29 protein-coding genes are annotated in these 13,911 nt (G+C 50.8%); 4 read left to right on the plus strand and 25 right to left on the minus strand.

Annotation, left to right across the window (positions count from 1 at the left end; all coding sequences use genetic code 11):
• Positions 1–362: 362 nt before the first annotated feature.
• From ACM1PF_RS24175 to ACM1PF_RS24210, 8 genes are all read right to left on the minus strand, one after another.
• A complete protein-coding gene (locus ACM1PF_RS24175) occupies positions 363–1,109 on the minus strand; it encodes a hypothetical protein (protein ID WP_416667898.1) in 747 nt (248 codons plus the stop codon).
• A gap of 186 nt (positions 1,110–1,295) precedes the next feature.
• Positions 1,296–1,466 carry a hypothetical protein gene (locus ACM1PF_RS24180; RefSeq protein ID WP_416667901.1) on the minus strand — a complete coding sequence of 57 codons (171 nt, stop codon included), beginning with the start codon at positions 1,464–1,466 and terminating at the stop codon, positions 1,296–1,298.
• A gap of 23 nt (positions 1,467–1,489) precedes the next feature.
• Positions 1,490–1,693 carry a hypothetical protein gene (locus ACM1PF_RS24185; protein WP_416667904.1) on the minus strand — a complete coding sequence of 68 codons (204 nt, stop codon included), beginning with the start codon at positions 1,691–1,693 and terminating at the stop codon, positions 1,490–1,492.
• Between the two features lie 9 nt (positions 1,694–1,702).
• Positions 1,703–1,876: a hypothetical protein gene (locus ACM1PF_RS24190; protein WP_416667906.1), complete on the minus strand. Its 174-nt coding sequence runs from the start codon at positions 1,874–1,876 to the stop codon at positions 1,703–1,705.
• Complete coding sequence (locus ACM1PF_RS24195) at positions 1,876–2,415, minus strand: hypothetical protein (RefSeq protein ID WP_416667909.1); 540 nt, start codon at positions 2,413–2,415, stop codon at positions 1,876–1,878. Before ACM1PF_RS24195 ends, ACM1PF_RS24190 begins: the two co-directional genes overlap by 1 nt.
• Positions 2,416–3,042: 627 nt before the next feature.
• The gene (locus tag ACM1PF_RS24200; RefSeq protein ID WP_416667911.1) at positions 3,043–3,417 is read right to left on the minus strand and encodes a hypothetical protein; all 375 of its coding nucleotides are present in this window, start codon (positions 3,415–3,417) and stop codon (positions 3,043–3,045) included.
• A 68-nt stretch (positions 3,418–3,485) separates the two neighbouring features.
• On the minus strand, positions 3,486–3,761 hold the full coding sequence (locus tag ACM1PF_RS24205) for a hypothetical protein (protein WP_416667914.1): 276 nt from the start codon (positions 3,759–3,761) through the stop codon (positions 3,486–3,488).
• A 225-nt stretch (positions 3,762–3,986) separates the two neighbouring features.
• On the minus strand, positions 3,987–4,286 hold the full coding sequence (locus ACM1PF_RS24210) for a hypothetical protein (RefSeq protein WP_416667917.1): 300 nt from the start codon (positions 4,284–4,286) through the stop codon (positions 3,987–3,989).
• A 130-nt stretch (positions 4,287–4,416) separates the two neighbouring features.
• Here ACM1PF_RS24210 and ACM1PF_RS24215 point away from each other — a divergent pair, with 130 nt between their 5' ends.
• Complete coding sequence (locus ACM1PF_RS24215; protein WP_416667918.1) at positions 4,417–4,680, plus strand: helix-turn-helix domain-containing protein; 264 nt, start codon at positions 4,417–4,419, stop codon at positions 4,678–4,680.
• Positions 4,681–4,751: 71 nt separating this feature from the next.
• On the opposite strand, the gene ACM1PF_RS24220 is transcribed toward ACM1PF_RS24215, so the two are convergent.
• The 11 genes from ACM1PF_RS24220 to ACM1PF_RS24270 form a co-directional block, all read right to left on the minus strand.
• Complete coding sequence (locus ACM1PF_RS24220) at positions 4,752–5,060, minus strand: hypothetical protein (protein WP_416667920.1); 309 nt, start codon at positions 5,058–5,060, stop codon at positions 4,752–4,754.
• A 6-nt stretch (positions 5,061–5,066) separates the two neighbouring features.
• Positions 5,067–5,495, minus strand: a complete 429-nt coding sequence (locus tag ACM1PF_RS24225; protein WP_416667922.1) for a hypothetical protein — start codon at positions 5,493–5,495, stop codon at positions 5,067–5,069.
• Between the two features lie 122 nt (positions 5,496–5,617).
• Positions 5,618–5,782 carry a hypothetical protein gene (locus tag ACM1PF_RS24230; protein WP_416667925.1) on the minus strand — a complete coding sequence of 55 codons (165 nt, stop codon included), beginning with the start codon at positions 5,780–5,782 and terminating at the stop codon, positions 5,618–5,620.
• 48 nt (positions 5,783–5,830) lie between these two features.
• Positions 5,831–6,019 (minus strand): hypothetical protein, encoded by a 189-nt coding sequence (locus ACM1PF_RS24235; protein WP_416667927.1) that lies wholly within the window; start codon positions 6,017–6,019, stop codon positions 5,831–5,833.
• 64 nt (positions 6,020–6,083) lie between these two features.
• A complete protein-coding gene (locus ACM1PF_RS24240) occupies positions 6,084–6,248 on the minus strand; it encodes a hypothetical protein (RefSeq protein WP_416667928.1) in 165 nt (54 codons plus the stop codon).
• Positions 6,245–6,418, minus strand: coding sequence for a hypothetical protein (locus ACM1PF_RS24245; RefSeq protein WP_416667930.1), 174 nt, complete (start codon positions 6,416–6,418; stop codon positions 6,245–6,247). Before ACM1PF_RS24245 ends, ACM1PF_RS24240 begins: the two co-directional genes overlap by 4 nt.
• Positions 6,419–6,420: 2 nt before the next feature.
• Positions 6,421–6,690, minus strand: a complete 270-nt coding sequence (locus tag ACM1PF_RS24250; RefSeq protein ID WP_416667933.1) for a hypothetical protein — start codon at positions 6,688–6,690, stop codon at positions 6,421–6,423.
• A gap of 109 nt (positions 6,691–6,799) precedes the next feature.
• Entirely contained in the window at positions 6,800–7,339 is a 540-nt protein-coding gene (locus ACM1PF_RS24255) for an antirestriction protein ArdA (protein ID WP_416667935.1), read from the minus strand.
• Between the two features lie 86 nt (positions 7,340–7,425).
• The gene (locus ACM1PF_RS24260; RefSeq protein ID WP_416667937.1) at positions 7,426–7,677 is read right to left on the minus strand and encodes a hypothetical protein; all 252 of its coding nucleotides are present in this window, start codon (positions 7,675–7,677) and stop codon (positions 7,426–7,428) included.
• 91 nt (positions 7,678–7,768) lie between these two features.
• The gene (locus ACM1PF_RS24265; RefSeq protein WP_416667939.1) at positions 7,769–8,098 is read right to left on the minus strand and encodes a hypothetical protein; all 330 of its coding nucleotides are present in this window, start codon (positions 8,096–8,098) and stop codon (positions 7,769–7,771) included.
• Positions 8,099–8,292: 194 nt separating this feature from the next.
• Positions 8,293–8,499, minus strand: a complete 207-nt coding sequence (locus ACM1PF_RS24270; protein ID WP_416667941.1) for a hypothetical protein — start codon at positions 8,497–8,499, stop codon at positions 8,293–8,295.
• A 34-nt stretch (positions 8,500–8,533) separates the two neighbouring features.
• Between ACM1PF_RS24270 and ACM1PF_RS24275 the strand changes: the two genes are divergently transcribed.
• Positions 8,534–8,989: a hypothetical protein gene (locus tag ACM1PF_RS24275; protein WP_416667944.1), complete on the plus strand. Its 456-nt coding sequence runs from the start codon at positions 8,534–8,536 to the stop codon at positions 8,987–8,989.
• Between the two features lie 458 nt (positions 8,990–9,447).
• Here ACM1PF_RS24275 and ACM1PF_RS24280 read toward each other — a convergent pair whose 3' ends face one another.
• Positions 9,448–10,443 carry a hypothetical protein gene (locus ACM1PF_RS24280; protein WP_416667946.1) on the minus strand — a complete coding sequence of 332 codons (996 nt, stop codon included), beginning with the start codon at positions 10,441–10,443 and terminating at the stop codon, positions 9,448–9,450.
• A gap of 220 nt (positions 10,444–10,663) precedes the next feature.
• Here ACM1PF_RS24280 and ACM1PF_RS24285 point away from each other — a divergent pair, with 220 nt between their 5' ends.
• Positions 10,664–10,825, plus strand: a complete 162-nt coding sequence (locus ACM1PF_RS24285; RefSeq protein WP_416667948.1) for a hypothetical protein — start codon at positions 10,664–10,666, stop codon at positions 10,823–10,825.
• Entirely contained in the window at positions 10,822–11,970 is a 1,149-nt protein-coding gene (locus ACM1PF_RS24290) for a glycosyltransferase (RefSeq protein WP_416667950.1), read from the plus strand. The genes ACM1PF_RS24285 and ACM1PF_RS24290 overlap by 4 nt, the downstream gene beginning before the upstream one ends.
• Before the next feature lie 92 nt (positions 11,971–12,062).
• Here the strand turns inward: ACM1PF_RS24290 and ACM1PF_RS24295 are convergent, their stop codons facing one another.
• From ACM1PF_RS24295 to ACM1PF_RS24315, 5 genes are all read right to left on the minus strand, one after another.
• Positions 12,063–12,296, minus strand: a complete 234-nt coding sequence (locus ACM1PF_RS24295) for a hypothetical protein (RefSeq protein ID WP_416667952.1) — start codon at positions 12,294–12,296, stop codon at positions 12,063–12,065.
• Positions 12,293–12,577, minus strand: coding sequence for a hypothetical protein (locus ACM1PF_RS24300; RefSeq protein ID WP_416667954.1), 285 nt, complete (start codon positions 12,575–12,577; stop codon positions 12,293–12,295). The genes ACM1PF_RS24295 and ACM1PF_RS24300 overlap by 4 nt, the downstream gene beginning before the upstream one ends.
• A 14-nt stretch (positions 12,578–12,591) precedes the next feature.
• A complete protein-coding gene (locus tag ACM1PF_RS24305) occupies positions 12,592–12,948 on the minus strand; it encodes a hypothetical protein (RefSeq protein ID WP_416667956.1) in 357 nt (118 codons plus the stop codon).
• A 69-nt stretch (positions 12,949–13,017) separates the two neighbouring features.
• The gene (locus tag ACM1PF_RS24310) at positions 13,018–13,245 is read right to left on the minus strand and encodes a hypothetical protein (RefSeq protein WP_416667957.1); all 228 of its coding nucleotides are present in this window, start codon (positions 13,243–13,245) and stop codon (positions 13,018–13,020) included.
• Entirely contained in the window at positions 13,242–13,862 is a 621-nt protein-coding gene (locus ACM1PF_RS24315) for a hypothetical protein (protein ID WP_416667960.1), read from the minus strand. Before ACM1PF_RS24315 ends, ACM1PF_RS24310 begins: the two co-directional genes overlap by 4 nt.
• Between the last annotated feature and the right edge of the window lie 49 nt (positions 13,863–13,911).

Genomic DNA, 13,911 nt, shown 5'->3' on the forward strand with positions numbered 1-13,911 from the left:
GTGGAAGTTGTTCTATACCCAGATTTGCCATCAGTTGAAAATACCAGCTTCGATCGGACTTGGGTATCCAAGACGAGTCATCCTGCGGACTGAACAATGGTTCTGCATCGATCTGGATGCCACCTAGAGCATACGTATACTCCTACACAGGCAGTTCTGCCCGTTTCAGGAATCCCAACATATACAATTCCCATAATTGGGATGCTTGATAGAGAATGCAGCTGCGGGCAGCAGAGAACAAAATCAATCAAGGAATCTGTTTGTCTGGCTGATCGAATATCGGAGTGATCGGAAATCTACGAAACCACCTTCCCAGTATTCCCACCTCAAATCCTAACCACCAACCAAGCGACCTTTTTTTATTACCGATCGCGTTCATAACAAACCGGACTACTGCCCCCTGGTCTGGAGTACGCCGATCGCCCACCACAGCTTCGCCCTGCCGAATCCACATCATAGGGACAGTCACAACTTCCCTGCCGTGCTGCCCGAACCGGGGCATTAGGGTTAACAGTAGGAGTAGGGGGTGGCAAAGGAGAAGGCTCTACCTCAGCGATCGGTTCTGGTTCTGGTTCTGGGGATGAAGGTTGCCCCACTTCCCCCTCAACCGCTCTGGCAAACCTCTGGGCGCGATCGGCATCGGTAAAGCTGGCCACTTGCACGGTAGGATTCCCTGTCTCCGAGCGAACCGTACTGACTGCATCGGCACAGAAGGACTGCCGTACCACTGCTACATCAGCTCCATCAATGAAGACCGGATACCAGGTGTCATCATCAGAGCCAGAGCTATCACCACAGGTGGACTGGGGAAACTGGAACTGAGCTACTTCTGGGCTGGGAGAGACTTCTGGTGTCGTGGCTGGTTCTGGGGAAGATTCAACCAGCGAAGGAGTTGCCTGGGGCGAAGGAGATTCCTGAACGGTGGGTGGCTCAGAGGGTTCACCCGTTGCAGCAGTGAGGATAAAGAACACAGCAGTTGGCAGCCCATAGGCTTTAGCAATCCGCTTGCGGCTCCGGTCGCCGATGAAAGGAACTCGTTGCGGTTGGGCCAGACCAAAAACTAGACCCGTAGATGAGAGCAAAAAGAGAAATGCGAATAGACCACCCATTGGACAAGAACTCAATTCAGCAAAATGGTGCAGTCATTGCAGCAAGGCGAATCGCTTCCATCGCAAATGCCTTAACTTCAACTGACAATTACTGCACTACTGCATCCCTCTTCTAATTGTGCCACCCACCATCCGGGTGTTTTGACCATTCACCTGGCTTCAATGAGCGCGACGGTTCTTCCTCATCTACCGCACCATCTGTTCATCTTCCATGTCCTTCAGCAGTTGGACGATCGCCTGTCTGACCAGATCTGCCTTGGAACGACGGCAACGGACTGCCAGAAACGATAAGTCTCTGTGTAGGGATTCATTCAAATCCACAGTGAAACGAATTATTTCTTCCTTCTGCTCACTCATATCCAATTTCTCCTACCTCCTACCTATGGTTGAGCTGACCCGATTAGGGGAACAACGTCTGTACTACCCCCTCGATCGCCCTCGTCCACACAGCCTGTCTCCTCAATCTTCTGCAAAATGTTCAGACATACCAGCTTGAGTTCTGGGTCAGCGGGGAGTTCACCTGTCGCTGCCAATAAACAGTGCCGTAGCCAATGAATTTCGGTTGAGTCTAGATCTAGCCGCATGGTTTTCCCTCAATTCAACTGTTGCTCCTGGTCGATCGCCTCCTGATACCGCTGCACCAACACAACCTCCATCAGAATGCGCTCTAGCTTTCGGCGGATTCGATAGGTTGCAACCAGCTCTCCTTGAAGTCGTCCCAACCAATACGCTGCCCCAACCAACACAAGAGTTATCCACCAATGCATTACGGTTCCTCCCCTGATCGAACTTCCAGAACTGCCAAAACTTCCGCGATCGGTCGTCCTTCTATCTCCACCATTTGCTGCACTCGCCAAAGTTTTCGAGCCGGGATATAGCGGCTGTGTCTGCCTGTTGCGTCCTCCCACTTGTAGACGTAGTAGGTCGTCGGCATTTTGCGCTTCTTATTAGCAAGCCGCTCCTCAATCCAGCCTGACGCTGCTCCCTTGGGAGAATGCCTGCGTTTGCGCTTCGTTGGGTTATCCCCAGAACACCGATCGGCTTTTGTGTAGGAATGCCCACGATGAAAAGCGGTTCGTCTCTCATGCCACTGTTCTGGGGATAACAGGCTCTCCTGGGTGTGGGGATGGGAAATGCCAGAACCGTAGTCTGCCCAGATCACCGTTGCCCGACCGACTTGCTCAGTGGTTGTCACCGTCGCTTGACCGCTGCTTGTGGTGATGGTTTCCCCTGGTTGGGGTGGATTGGCAATGGCATAGGAAGGAACCTCCAGCAGGAAGGAAAGCTGCCGTCCTTTGAGCGTCATGGCAATCCTCCTGACACTTCAACTGGATGGGCAGCTGCGGCCCATCTCGATCTAGCACTAACCCCCATTCTGGATGCGCTGTAATCGCCTCTCGTACTGCTTTACGGCATCGGGCAACCTTCCACATCTGCTGGCAGCGTTCCAGGTGTTCAGCAGGCGTTAACTCGGCTTGTTTTGGCAATTCAAAAACGGGTTCCGCTCCAGGTGGCGGAAGATTTGCCCTCACCGATCGCTGTTGAGACTTGAGAAATGCCTGTTGATTGATTGGATCTTGAGCTTGTTTAGTAATCCATTTGTCAACTAATGCGGGTCGTTTCGGTAATTCCTCTGCCCGTTTTAGTAGCCACTTTCTGTAGGAGTCGATCGGCTGTCCATCATTCAATAATTCTGTTTCTCTCTCTCTTGGGTGGGGTGGGTGGGAATGAGAGAGAGATGAAGAAGATCTGAAAGAGATCTGAAAGAGATCTGGGGAAGTCGGCAAAGCCTTATCAGGCAAGACTTTAAGGGGGGTGTCACTGTCACCACTGTCAGTCTCCATGACACCACTGTCAGTCTCTATGACATTTTTGTCAGTCTCCATGACACTGCTGTCAGTCTCCCTGTCATCTGTGTCAGTGGATGAATCGTCTAAATCCTCTTCATCCTCATCCAGGTCGCCATCCATGCGGACGACCCGATCGGTATCAGTTCGGTATCAGTAATGATCCAAAGCTTCAGTCGCCCTTTGATGCGCTCCCCTAATCTGCCTTGCTCAATCAGCTTGGCTTTGGCACGATAAAAGCGGCGTTCTCCAATCTCCCACAACTGACAAAACTCAGCGACGTTGGGGATATCGACCACCCAACCATCACGCTTCAAGGCTCCCAGCAGATGAATCAAATAGCCGGAAGCTGTATAGTCTCCTAGCTTCCAGTGCTGTTTAACCTGTTCTGGGGTAAGCCGTTTATGCCCTGGCTTGCGGTGATTGCCAGGGGACTTGGAATCAGAGGTAGAATCTGACATGATGTACCCTATGTAAAGAAAATGAAACAATTGCCCCGACTCTGCACTTACAGACCGGGGCACTTTTTTTAGATCAAGTCGTCAACCGTAAAACCGCAATTTGAACAAGGATGAGTTTCATCCCACGGTGATAGGCATCTGGGGCAGGCAGGTTCTAGCTGGTCTTCCAACCACCACACATCGAAGAGGGAACCCAGTCCAGAGATGAAATAACGCCATGAGCCGTTATCGCTGCGTAGAATGCCTTGAACCACTCCACCTCGTTGAATGGGCAGAACATAAACCCGATCGCCAAAGTCATAAGGGTGGTTGGGAAAAGTAGATGCAATTTTTCTCGTTGTCATGAAAACTATGCAGGGTCGTAGGAGGCACATCATTGCGGTGTGCCTGTTGCAGTGCACTAATTTCGTCTTTCACTCGTTGCTCGAACACACTTAAACAGGGACACGCTTCACAATGGGCTGCCGAACCAGGACGAGTGCAACCGCAATCGGGAATCCATTGGGAAAGGACACGCTGAACAGCCGCTTCATAACGCGCGGCAGATTGTTGCAAAAGAGTAGATAGGCTCACGCTGGTTCCTGGTCTAGACCGAGAAGAATGATCAGCTGATCTGCCTTCGCTTGAGCTGCAAGGGCAGTAGCCACGTCTTGTCGCCTTAGCTCAAATCCCTTGAGCACTTCAAACTTGCTGGTATGCAGTCCGAGGGCTAATCGCTCCAAAGTCTGCTCTGAAATTCGTCGTCCCCGATCCCATCTCGGAAAGTTGTTGGCGCGAATTCCTGTGAGTTGAGAAAGCTGAGTATGGCGAATATGCCGAATTTCTTCCGCAGAAAGGAGGAATTTTCGGGGAATTTTCATGAAGTTCATTCTATTTTCCAATAATAAATTATAGGAAAGTATAACAGATTATATTTATGTGTAATCTCGTATTCTATGAACTTGGAAGAAATTACAGGAAAATGTAAGTAAGTTCACTGTGGACAAACGGCACCGCTAAATGAAATTTGCTGACGCTTTCAGAGAAACGTTATTTCGGTTTGAGTTAACAGGGAAGGAGATCGCCGAACGAAGTGGGTTGTCTCCTGCTCAGATCAGTGAATTTCGGAATGGGAAGAACTTGAGAATTGATAGCGTTGAGAAGATTCTGGATGCCTTACCGCAAGAAGCGCGGAACTATATGCTGAAACTCGTTGCAAGAAAAGGGGTAGAATCCACTGACTCTATCCCCCTGCCCGAAAATGATACTTTTATGAATGGTTGAAAATGCGATTGCTGTCTTGTGTCCCATAGGACAGTCCTGAGTGTCCTGTCCTTGCATAGGACACTACCTGGTTAGACTGTTGTTTCAGTCAAGCTCTTCCAACGGATCACCGTCTCACCGTCCATTGCTTTAACAATGTCATCGTTGATATAGGTTGCACGACCGTCCGGGTCTTTCAGGCATTTGCGGATGCTGCTCTCAATGCTCGTAAAGTTAGCATCCTCGCCCCGTGCTTGCCGCAGCTCGACAACTTTTTTGGCCAGTTGGTATGCTGTCAACCCCAGTTCTTTCATCCGCGCTTCGTAAACCTCTTTCCGTCCCATGATGTCGTAGTAACGCACGTTTGCACTGCAATCATAGCCCAAAGGTGCTATGTACACTTGCCGTTATTCTGCCTCTGCCTTACATCGCTGCATGAATACGGTAGAGGTAAAGGCTCTGACGGTATCTTCCCGGCACTCTGGTAACGCTGCGCGAAGTTGGCGAAAGATCGTCACAATTTCTAGACAGTCCTGATCCTGGGGCAGGACAGGTTCAGCCATCGATGGAGCCACTGGAGGGCGATCGCTACCGTTAATAGGAGCCGAATCACTATGACTCACCAGCTTATAGCCTTTGCCGTTTTGCATCAGGCTCACGTCTTGTCCTTTGCGAAGGGGGGTGAGGGAAGGGTCGCCGGGGTTGCCCCACAGTCGAACGTCTTCGCCCGTGCTGAGGGTAATCATCACGTTAATCCGATCGCCATAGATAGTCTGTCTAGGTTTACCTGCGGCGTATTTGACCTTACCTGAGATGAGCATTGCTGTGGCTACCATAATGCGTTCTAAAAATGAATGAGGGGATCGCCGGGGCACGACTCCCGGTAACGTGCAGATTTTCTAGATGGGATCAAGCTGCTCTAGTGATTAAAGAGATTGGGCTGACCATGTGAGAGACTTCATAGCTCTCCTACCTCACTCTCCTCATCGATCTGAATCAGGCGATCGATCGCTGCCTCCAGGTGAAGTAACGCATTATCTAATTCATCTGAAACCTCGTCATCTGTGGCCCGATCGCGGAGTTCAATCAGTCGCTCTTGAATTCGCTCAAGGATGTTTTTCATCAGGTGTTCTGGGGATAAAGTAATCTTGATGGGCGGGTTCTGTATCGATCAGGGTGTGTGGGATTTGATTTCCTGCCTGAGACGAAGCAATTCTTCAACCACGCTTTCTAACTGCTCTGGCGCAATCCATACACAACCCATTTGAATGCGCTGGTTTGGGCTGTCGTATTCCTCAATTGCAATAAATGTCTCTTTGCCACACTCGCCAGCAGTTTGAATGATCTGAACGCAAATCATGGGAAATCCTTGGGTTTGAGGCGTTAACAGGGGGCAGTTTGACGGCACTGCCCTAGCCGGGGAATTAATGGAGCTTGGCACTGGCGATCGATGACTCACACTGAGCGATCAACCGTTTGATTTCGTCGTCTGTGCTTCCGGTTTCCATTGCCTTGAGTGCCTTGTGCAGTAGCTTGTGTGCCCTCTGCAACTCCATGTAGGTCAGGAAGAAAGTTCGATCGCTGCTCATAGCTCTAGCAACTCCTTACCCTGCTCTTCCCAAGCCAGCATCAGCCATTCAAACTGTTCAGGGTACTGGCTCTCGAACTCCTTGCCGGGGGTCAGAATGCAGGACTCACGCCGAATGGGGCATCGCTGACCGATCAAGGTCTTGACCTGGAAATTCTTTGGATGGATCATGCTTAGAACTCCCCACAGTCGCATGGATCGGGGCTATCAACCATGCCATAGGCAAAATGTTGACGGGGGCTGTAGTGCTGGATTGTGCCGTCTGGGTTGGTGGGTAGTTCTTTCAGCTTGGCAACATAACCCATGAGATAGGCAGTATCGGTATAACGGGGCAGTTGTCCGAAAGCAGCATCTTCTGAGCCATCCAGGTAACGGTTAAAGGCTGCGGTGTCCTGCTGTTCGATTTGCTCTTGAGCCAGTTGTTGTTGTTCAAATGGAGTCATAATGAGATGTCCTCTGTTCTGGGGATATGCCCCTGCTGCTCTTTGGTCGGATAGGCAGGGGCGTTAAACATAAGCCGTTTAACGTCATGCTCAGGACGGCATAGTTTAACTACCGTGTGTAAACATGAACGGTTTGATAGTCTTCTTTATGGGAGAAATAGCTGTTAATAAAAGCGTCGTTGGCGATCCGCTCCCAGTCGATGTATTGATCTAGCGTTGCCCAGTCAAAAACCTGGATCTTCTCTGCTGCTTCAGCAATACCAAAATGCTCTTCGCAAAAATCGGCTTCTGACTGGTAGCAACCCAGGTAGATATCGCTGAAGTTATCGATCTCTGCTGCGGTGTTGACGCTACCAAGATGGGCAATGAAGCCTTTTACCGCTCCTTCCCCGTGTTCATTGATCAGGTTGGCAACCTGACACAGTAGCTCTAGATCGTGGCTGCGAAATTCTGCAAAATGTTCGCTGTCGTGGATGTCCCATTCTTCCGCGTCTGGTTCTGGGGAACGCTTCAGCATCTCGTCGATCGGGGCCTGTACGTCTTCCGCGTCTGTATCGGGGGTGAACTCGATCCAAGTTCCGTGCAAATGTCCGGCATTGTAAGCGGCAAGACAAGCAACGTAGATCTGAGGGTGAGATTGCTTTGACATATTTTTAAGTCCTTTGTTCTGGGTTCTGGGATAATCGCGTGGTCGGACGCGAGAGCCGTTTTATGACTTGCTCAGGTCAAGATCGATCAGGCTTTTTTGGTGCTGGTAATCCCTAACTGTCGCTGTACCAGGTGCTTGTAGATGGCTTTCGCGTTGGGGCTAAGGGTGAGCAACTGCCGATCGCTTAACCCTGGCTTGAACAGTAGGGCCGTAAGCTGTAAGGCTTTTTGCAATTGGTAATGGCTCACTGTCTGGTAGTCGTAATGCATCCCGCGATAGATCGTTAACTGGGTGAAGTGGTAGTAAGCGGCTGCAATGTCGAAACGATCGAAGTGCATAGAATGTTTTATCCTTTCGTGTTCTGGGTTCTGGGATAATCGCGTGGTCGGACGCGAGAGCCGTTTTATGACTTGCTCAGGTCACTACTCACTAGGCGGCTTGCGGTGGCTCTGGGCTGCGCTTCAGGCAACGAGAAACAAGGTGTAAAAGCTCTGGAAACTCCCAAACTTTCACTTCCCACGCGCAATCCGGCAGGCGATCGGCTTCCCGTGCGATGGCTCTGATCGCTTTGCTTTGGCAATATTTCTGAAATTTCACGGCTTCGGCTTCTGTCTCAAAACCAAAGTAGGCACACTGGATCAAGTCTTTTCTGCCTTCTTTGCCTGGATGTTGCAATGCTCGATACATCAATCCCAGCCGGGGATTAATTGTCAAAAACGAAAACCCATCTTTTAAGCGCGTAACGCGAGTGCGGATCATGGTGAAATCTCCCTGTCGAACTAATACTAATATAGCACAAATAAACTATAAATAAAGCACAAATGTGCTATATTAAGAATAGGCAAGGGGGCGAGTAAAGCCTTTGAACGCAGTAGTAACCGCAGGATGGCAGCAGGGGAACTCCCGAACCATCGCATCAGTAGCAGGGGAACTCACCGAACTGGAGCAACTGCCTAAGCCGTAAGCCGTGATGTTGAGCCTATCGCCAAGCCACCCACTAACCAGAAACCTGATCGAGTAAAGGCGAGAGCTTCCAGGGGCGCAAGGAGCAGCAACCGAGCAAGACAGGGAAACGATAGGGGCATGGGCACGGCAACCCACCAGCAAGCGACCGGGGCAAGCTGGAAAGCCTGGGCAGAGTAACAGGGTTTATAGGACACTCTGCCCTTTTATCGCACAAACGGACTATATCAGATGAGCTATAAAACCTTAATTCTTGGATTCTCTGGCGTTCGCCATCTCGCACCGGTGCAAGTCGAGCAAGTTAAACACGATCTAATTCAACTCAGCCAGCAGAAGGCACACTGGCACGTCGGCGACGCAACCGGCGTAGATGCCCTAGTTCGCTTGATCGCCCAACAGCAACAGCAAAACCTCACCGTATACGAAGCTGAAACGCGGGAACCCTGGCAGCTCCAACGCCGAAGCAAACAGATGATCGATGCGATCGCTATCTCAGGGGGAACCCTTCATGCTTGGGTAAATAAGCCTTGCCCAGTGGGGTTAACTTTGACGAGCTGGCAAGGGAGCGGCACATGGGGAACCGTACGCTATGCCCACAGTAAAGAGGTCACGATCGTTTTACATTGGCTCTGCAACGATCCAGTGATGCCGGAGTGGATGACCCAGGAGCAACTCAGGCTGTTTTAGGGCGATCGCGGGTGTCCGACATCTGGCAGCCTGCGGCTGCGCCTTCCGCTTTCCTGTTCGTTTGGTTCGGGGTGGGGGGTGGGGGAGAGGGGTGGGTTAGTGGCTGAGAGAATTCTTCTTTTTTATCTAATAGCGGTTGGGTGGCAGGGGGTGTGGGAAACTTTTTCCGCTAAATTCAAAAAAAAAATAAAGTTTTCCATGCCTCCTGCCGGGTGTAGAACTAAGCAAGATATCGTCTTGCCGCTCCACAGATCCCCAACCGCACGAGGGCGTTAAATCGCAGCAGATCAAAGTTCTAATCACCGTCAGTCCTTTCGTTCAAGCAGATTTGGCTAAAGATTCATACTTCTAATACTGTTACGAAATCAGGCTGAAAACCTCTTTAAGCGGTCATCTCCACAAACCTAGCCGAAAAGTGGGGACTAGGGGGTTTTGACTTACCAAACGAGGGTTGGGGTTCACTGAACAGGCATCGATCGCCCTACTGCTGGATCTACTCCTTCGGGCATCACATAGCGAATGTTCGTATGTCTGGGCTTCGCTTCATCGTCCAATATGATGCCAGCCTCATCACTCGTCAGAAAGCTAAAGTCCTTCACTCCCGCAAACTCAGAGATGAACGATAGATCACAGCAGTGAAACTTTGACCTTGCCAGGAGGTTCCTGCGTTGAATGGCAGCGATCGCCCATTGGAACTTTTCACTACCGTAGTAACCCAGGTGAATAACTTTGACCCTTTGACCTCTGGCTCCCGGTAAATTGTACTGGTCGGACTTGAGCCGATAATAGCGACGAGAACCAGCCCACCTGCCATAGTTCTGGATCGTCTTAGTATCAATCATCCCTGCCTTGACCTGGAAGCCAGTGCAGTAGCCTCTGATGACGCAGTGGAAGGGTGCAATGAAGCCCTCCGCCTGAAGCCGATCGCTTAACTCACAGACTTGCTCCGGCGAATACACCAAAACGTTTGGCGCATCACGACACACTAACAGCTTATCCTTGGCTAACTTCTCCGCTCTCATCCCCAGAACCGTTTCAACGTAAGCCTTCAACTCCAGATAGCTGTACTGTTTCGTCCATGCCCCTCGATTGCTGATTCGTCCTGAGTCGATCGCTTGCACCCCCTCACCTCGCACATCTGCGGACACAATTAACCGCGATCGGGTCAATGCCCAGGCATTCAGCAATGCTGCTCGACGTTCATCCGGGTCTTGGATGCAGTTAAGGACGTAACCCATCGTTACTACATCCGCCGAGGCAGGGGAACCCGGAAAATAGTGCGGATCATAGCCATTGGACGCATAACCCCGTGAACGCAGTTGCTCAACGTCCCCTCCACGACCACAGCCATAGTCCAGGTGAGTTTCGTTAGAGGAAAGTAAACCTCGATTGAGCATTAGTTGAGCGGTCGCTGAAAGAGTACGTCGGTAAGGAGCAGCCAAGTGAGAGGTCATGGAAAATCCGATCGGGTTTACCTCAGAGTGCCCAAGATCTCAATTGTTCAGAAACCGATCGTTCATAACCATCAGCAGTAGATTTGGGGGAAAGAATTAAAGCGGCTTTCCTTATTGCAATCCCCTTCAGTGACGAGTCGAAAAATTGATGCCGCCTTGGATATTCACTTGCGCTCCGGTCACTTAAGCTGTTGGTGTGCTGTCATTATTGGAAACTCTTATGGCTCGTTTCCTAATTGCGACGATTCCTGTCATTGGACATGTCTCTCCGATGCTTCCCATTGCTCAAACCCTGGTCAGCCAGGGACATGAGGTGTGGTGGTATACCGGAGCCCTTTTCAGGAGCGCATTGCCGCGATCGGTGCTCGTTTTTGTCCCATGAACGCAGGACTTGACTACTCGATCGCGGAGAATGTTCCGCCTGAATTATCAGCTCAACGGAAAACACTCCGAGGGTTGTCCCAGTTAAAGTTCGACCTGAAGTATTTCTTCATTCAAGCAGCGATCGGCAATGCCCAAGACCTACTCCATCTCCTGGAAGAGTTTCCAGCAGATGTAATTGTGGCAGATTCTTTCTTTATTGCCGCGGACTGGGTGCATGAGCAGACAGGTATCCCGTGGGCGCAACTTGGAGTGTCCGCCCTGACACTCCCCAGCCAGGATACTGCACCCTTTGGTCTGGGATTAAAGCCGAATGCCTCACCCTTGGGACGCTTCCGCAATCGTATCCTCTATGGACTCCTCCAAACTGTGATCTTTCGATCGCTCTATGCCGATGTCAATGAAGCGCGATCGCAGGTATCCCTGGGTGCGACGAATACCTTATTGTTTGATGTTCTTTCTCCCTATTTGTACCTGGCGGGAACAGTGCCAGGATTTGAATATCCTCGGAGTGACTTACCGCCACAAGTTCATTTCATTGGTCCACTGCTGCCTGCAACATCATCTACCCACTTTACGCCACCTTCCTGGTGGGATGAGCTAAACCAAGACATTCCAGTTATTCTCGTTACGCAAGGAACCGTCGCTACAGACTTAGCCGATCTGATCATCCCAACGCTGCAAGCATTGAAGCATGAACCCGTGTTAGTCGTAGCGACCACAGGCAATCGCTCGGCAGCAGATTTGGGAGCATTCTCGCCGCCGGATAATGCCAGAGTAGAGCCATTTATCCCCTTCCAATCCCTGCTCCCCTTCGTCGATGTCATGGTGACGAACGGCGGGTATAACGGTGTTCAGATGGCATTGGCTCACGGCATTCCCTTAGTTGCCGCTGGTAAATCAGAAGATAAAGCCGAGATCTGTGCTCGAATCGCTTGGCGTGATATTGGCATTAATTTGAACACGAAAACTCCAAAGCCCAAACAGATTCGGCAAGCAGTACAGCAGGTTTTGTCTGATCCACGCTATCGCCAAAATGCTAAACAGTTGCAAACGGAAGTCGCCCAACTTCATCCGGCTGAACAAGCGGTTGCCTTACTTGAAGCCCTGGTTCAAACCAAACAGCCGATCATCAGGTGTCCTTAGTTCGCCTGACATCAGACGATCGCCCCCAAAAACAACAAACCCCGATCTGAACGAATCAGACCGGGGAAGAACGTGAGGGGAACTTTGCAGGATTAGGCGGCTTTGATGTCCTGGAACCGAACCATGCCGCGTTCTGCTAAATGCTCAATTCTAGACCAGAGGGGAAGACGTGATTTTAGCCCTAACTGCCGGATCAGCGTCTCTTCAGAATGCTGCCCATCTCCCAATGCCAGCAGCAAGCGGTAAGCATCCGCCTGTCCTGAAGGTAGGGTGTCATAGTTCGGGGTTGGCTCTAGCAATTGGATCTCGTGATTACCAATTCTCATGGGTCTTCCCTCTCAATAATTGTGATGTCCTCTGACACAAGACTATCATAGTACGTCTGAACCTCTTCAGATGAGGAGAATCCAACACCAGAATCATCCTGGGTTTGGGGTAGAGCATTCGCTTCATCATGGGCATCATCCCGGTAGTCGTTGTTGAAATCGCCCCAGTCTTCAATCACCCCCTGGGGGTCAAGCCCCTCTTTGAGATTGAGGGCAAAAAATAGCCGTTCGTCAGAATCACCAGGGAGGTCGTTACTGTCAAGATTTCCTGGTTTCGTCATATCAACTTTTCTCCCTAGTTCGATCGTAGCTGATAGTCTTGTCGGTAAATCCAACCACTGCGGATGTGCAGCAGGATAGAGTGTTCGGGGTGCCATTCCATTGGAAATGCCCAGATTCCATCTGCAAGGATTTGGCCAAAGGCTGTCCGTGTTCGCACTGGATGACGGTAATAGCCCTCTGCATCCATGCCTCTCCCCAACTGCGTCAGGTAAGCAAAGCCAGAGCGCGTCATGGGCTGCCCCTGGTAATGGGCTGGGACGTATCCTTGGGAATTGCGATCGGTGCCCTGCCGAAACTGAGCCTGGGCTGGAATTGCTGGGAGAGCGATCGCCAAACTAAGCCCTATGACTAGGACAAGATTTCGATTCATAATGCAATAAGCTCCAATGTTTGATCGACTGCGGAGTTGCTAGGGGGGAAGGGTTCCAAGCTGTCCCCTCTAGTCCTCATTGAGTGCCATTAAGCGACAATTTGGGTCATCTTGAGAACTCTCTGAGTGAGGTTGGTTTGCCCCTTCCGAAACTTCTGTAAGTGCCAGAACTTCTGCGATTTCTGTAAGTTCTGCCTGATCCTGTGATTCTTCAAGGGGGTCAGGAGGTAGTGTAATCAATCCTTTGTCCTCCAAATCTTTGAGTAGTTGAGCAATAATGCCGTTGATGCGCGTCATGACCCAGGCAATCGCTTGTAAGCCACATCGATCGCCTGACTGACTGAAGCACCCGATCGCTTTCCCGTCTTTAGCCGTCGGAGCAGTTTGGCCATCTTGCGAGTATCACTGTCTTCAATGAACTCAGCCAGCTCCTCAATCTCTGCATCTTCCCGTTGCTCGATCGTCTGCTTGATGCGGGATAGGTCACTGTCGCCCCGGCGAGTAATCTTGCCCAGTTCAGTAAAAGCTTCATCCTCCAAATCGTTTGCGGTGGCTTCGGGCTGAACCGACTGGAAGGACTGGACATTACGGAATTGGTCAAACTGCTGGAAGTGTCCTGCCTGCCGAAGGGTGCGGACTTTTCGGACATATTCGGTTCCCTTCAGCCGTCGCGTTTCCTCCGTCTCAGCAAAGTACATGGCTGCCTTTTGGCTCACATGCTTGGCACAGAGGGTCAGTAGCTCGATCGCCCAAGGAGGAAATGGGCCACTACTGGGCAATAAGATTTCAAACGCCTGATAGGTAAACTCCACCCAGTTCTGCACCGTTTTGGTAGAGACTCCCCAGGCGTTCGCAAAGTCCTCAATCGGAGTCAGCGCATCGGCTGTCCCCTTGAGTTGCTTGGTTTGCGCCATAGAAACTCCTCGTTTCAGTTTTGGAACTTCTAGAAGTCGTAAAACTTCC

Source organism: Egbenema bharatensis FJBBOT/2019, from assembly GCF_048077055.1.
Classification (GTDB): Bacteria; Cyanobacteriota; Cyanobacteriia; order Elainellales; family Elainellaceae; genus Egbenema; species Egbenema bharatensis.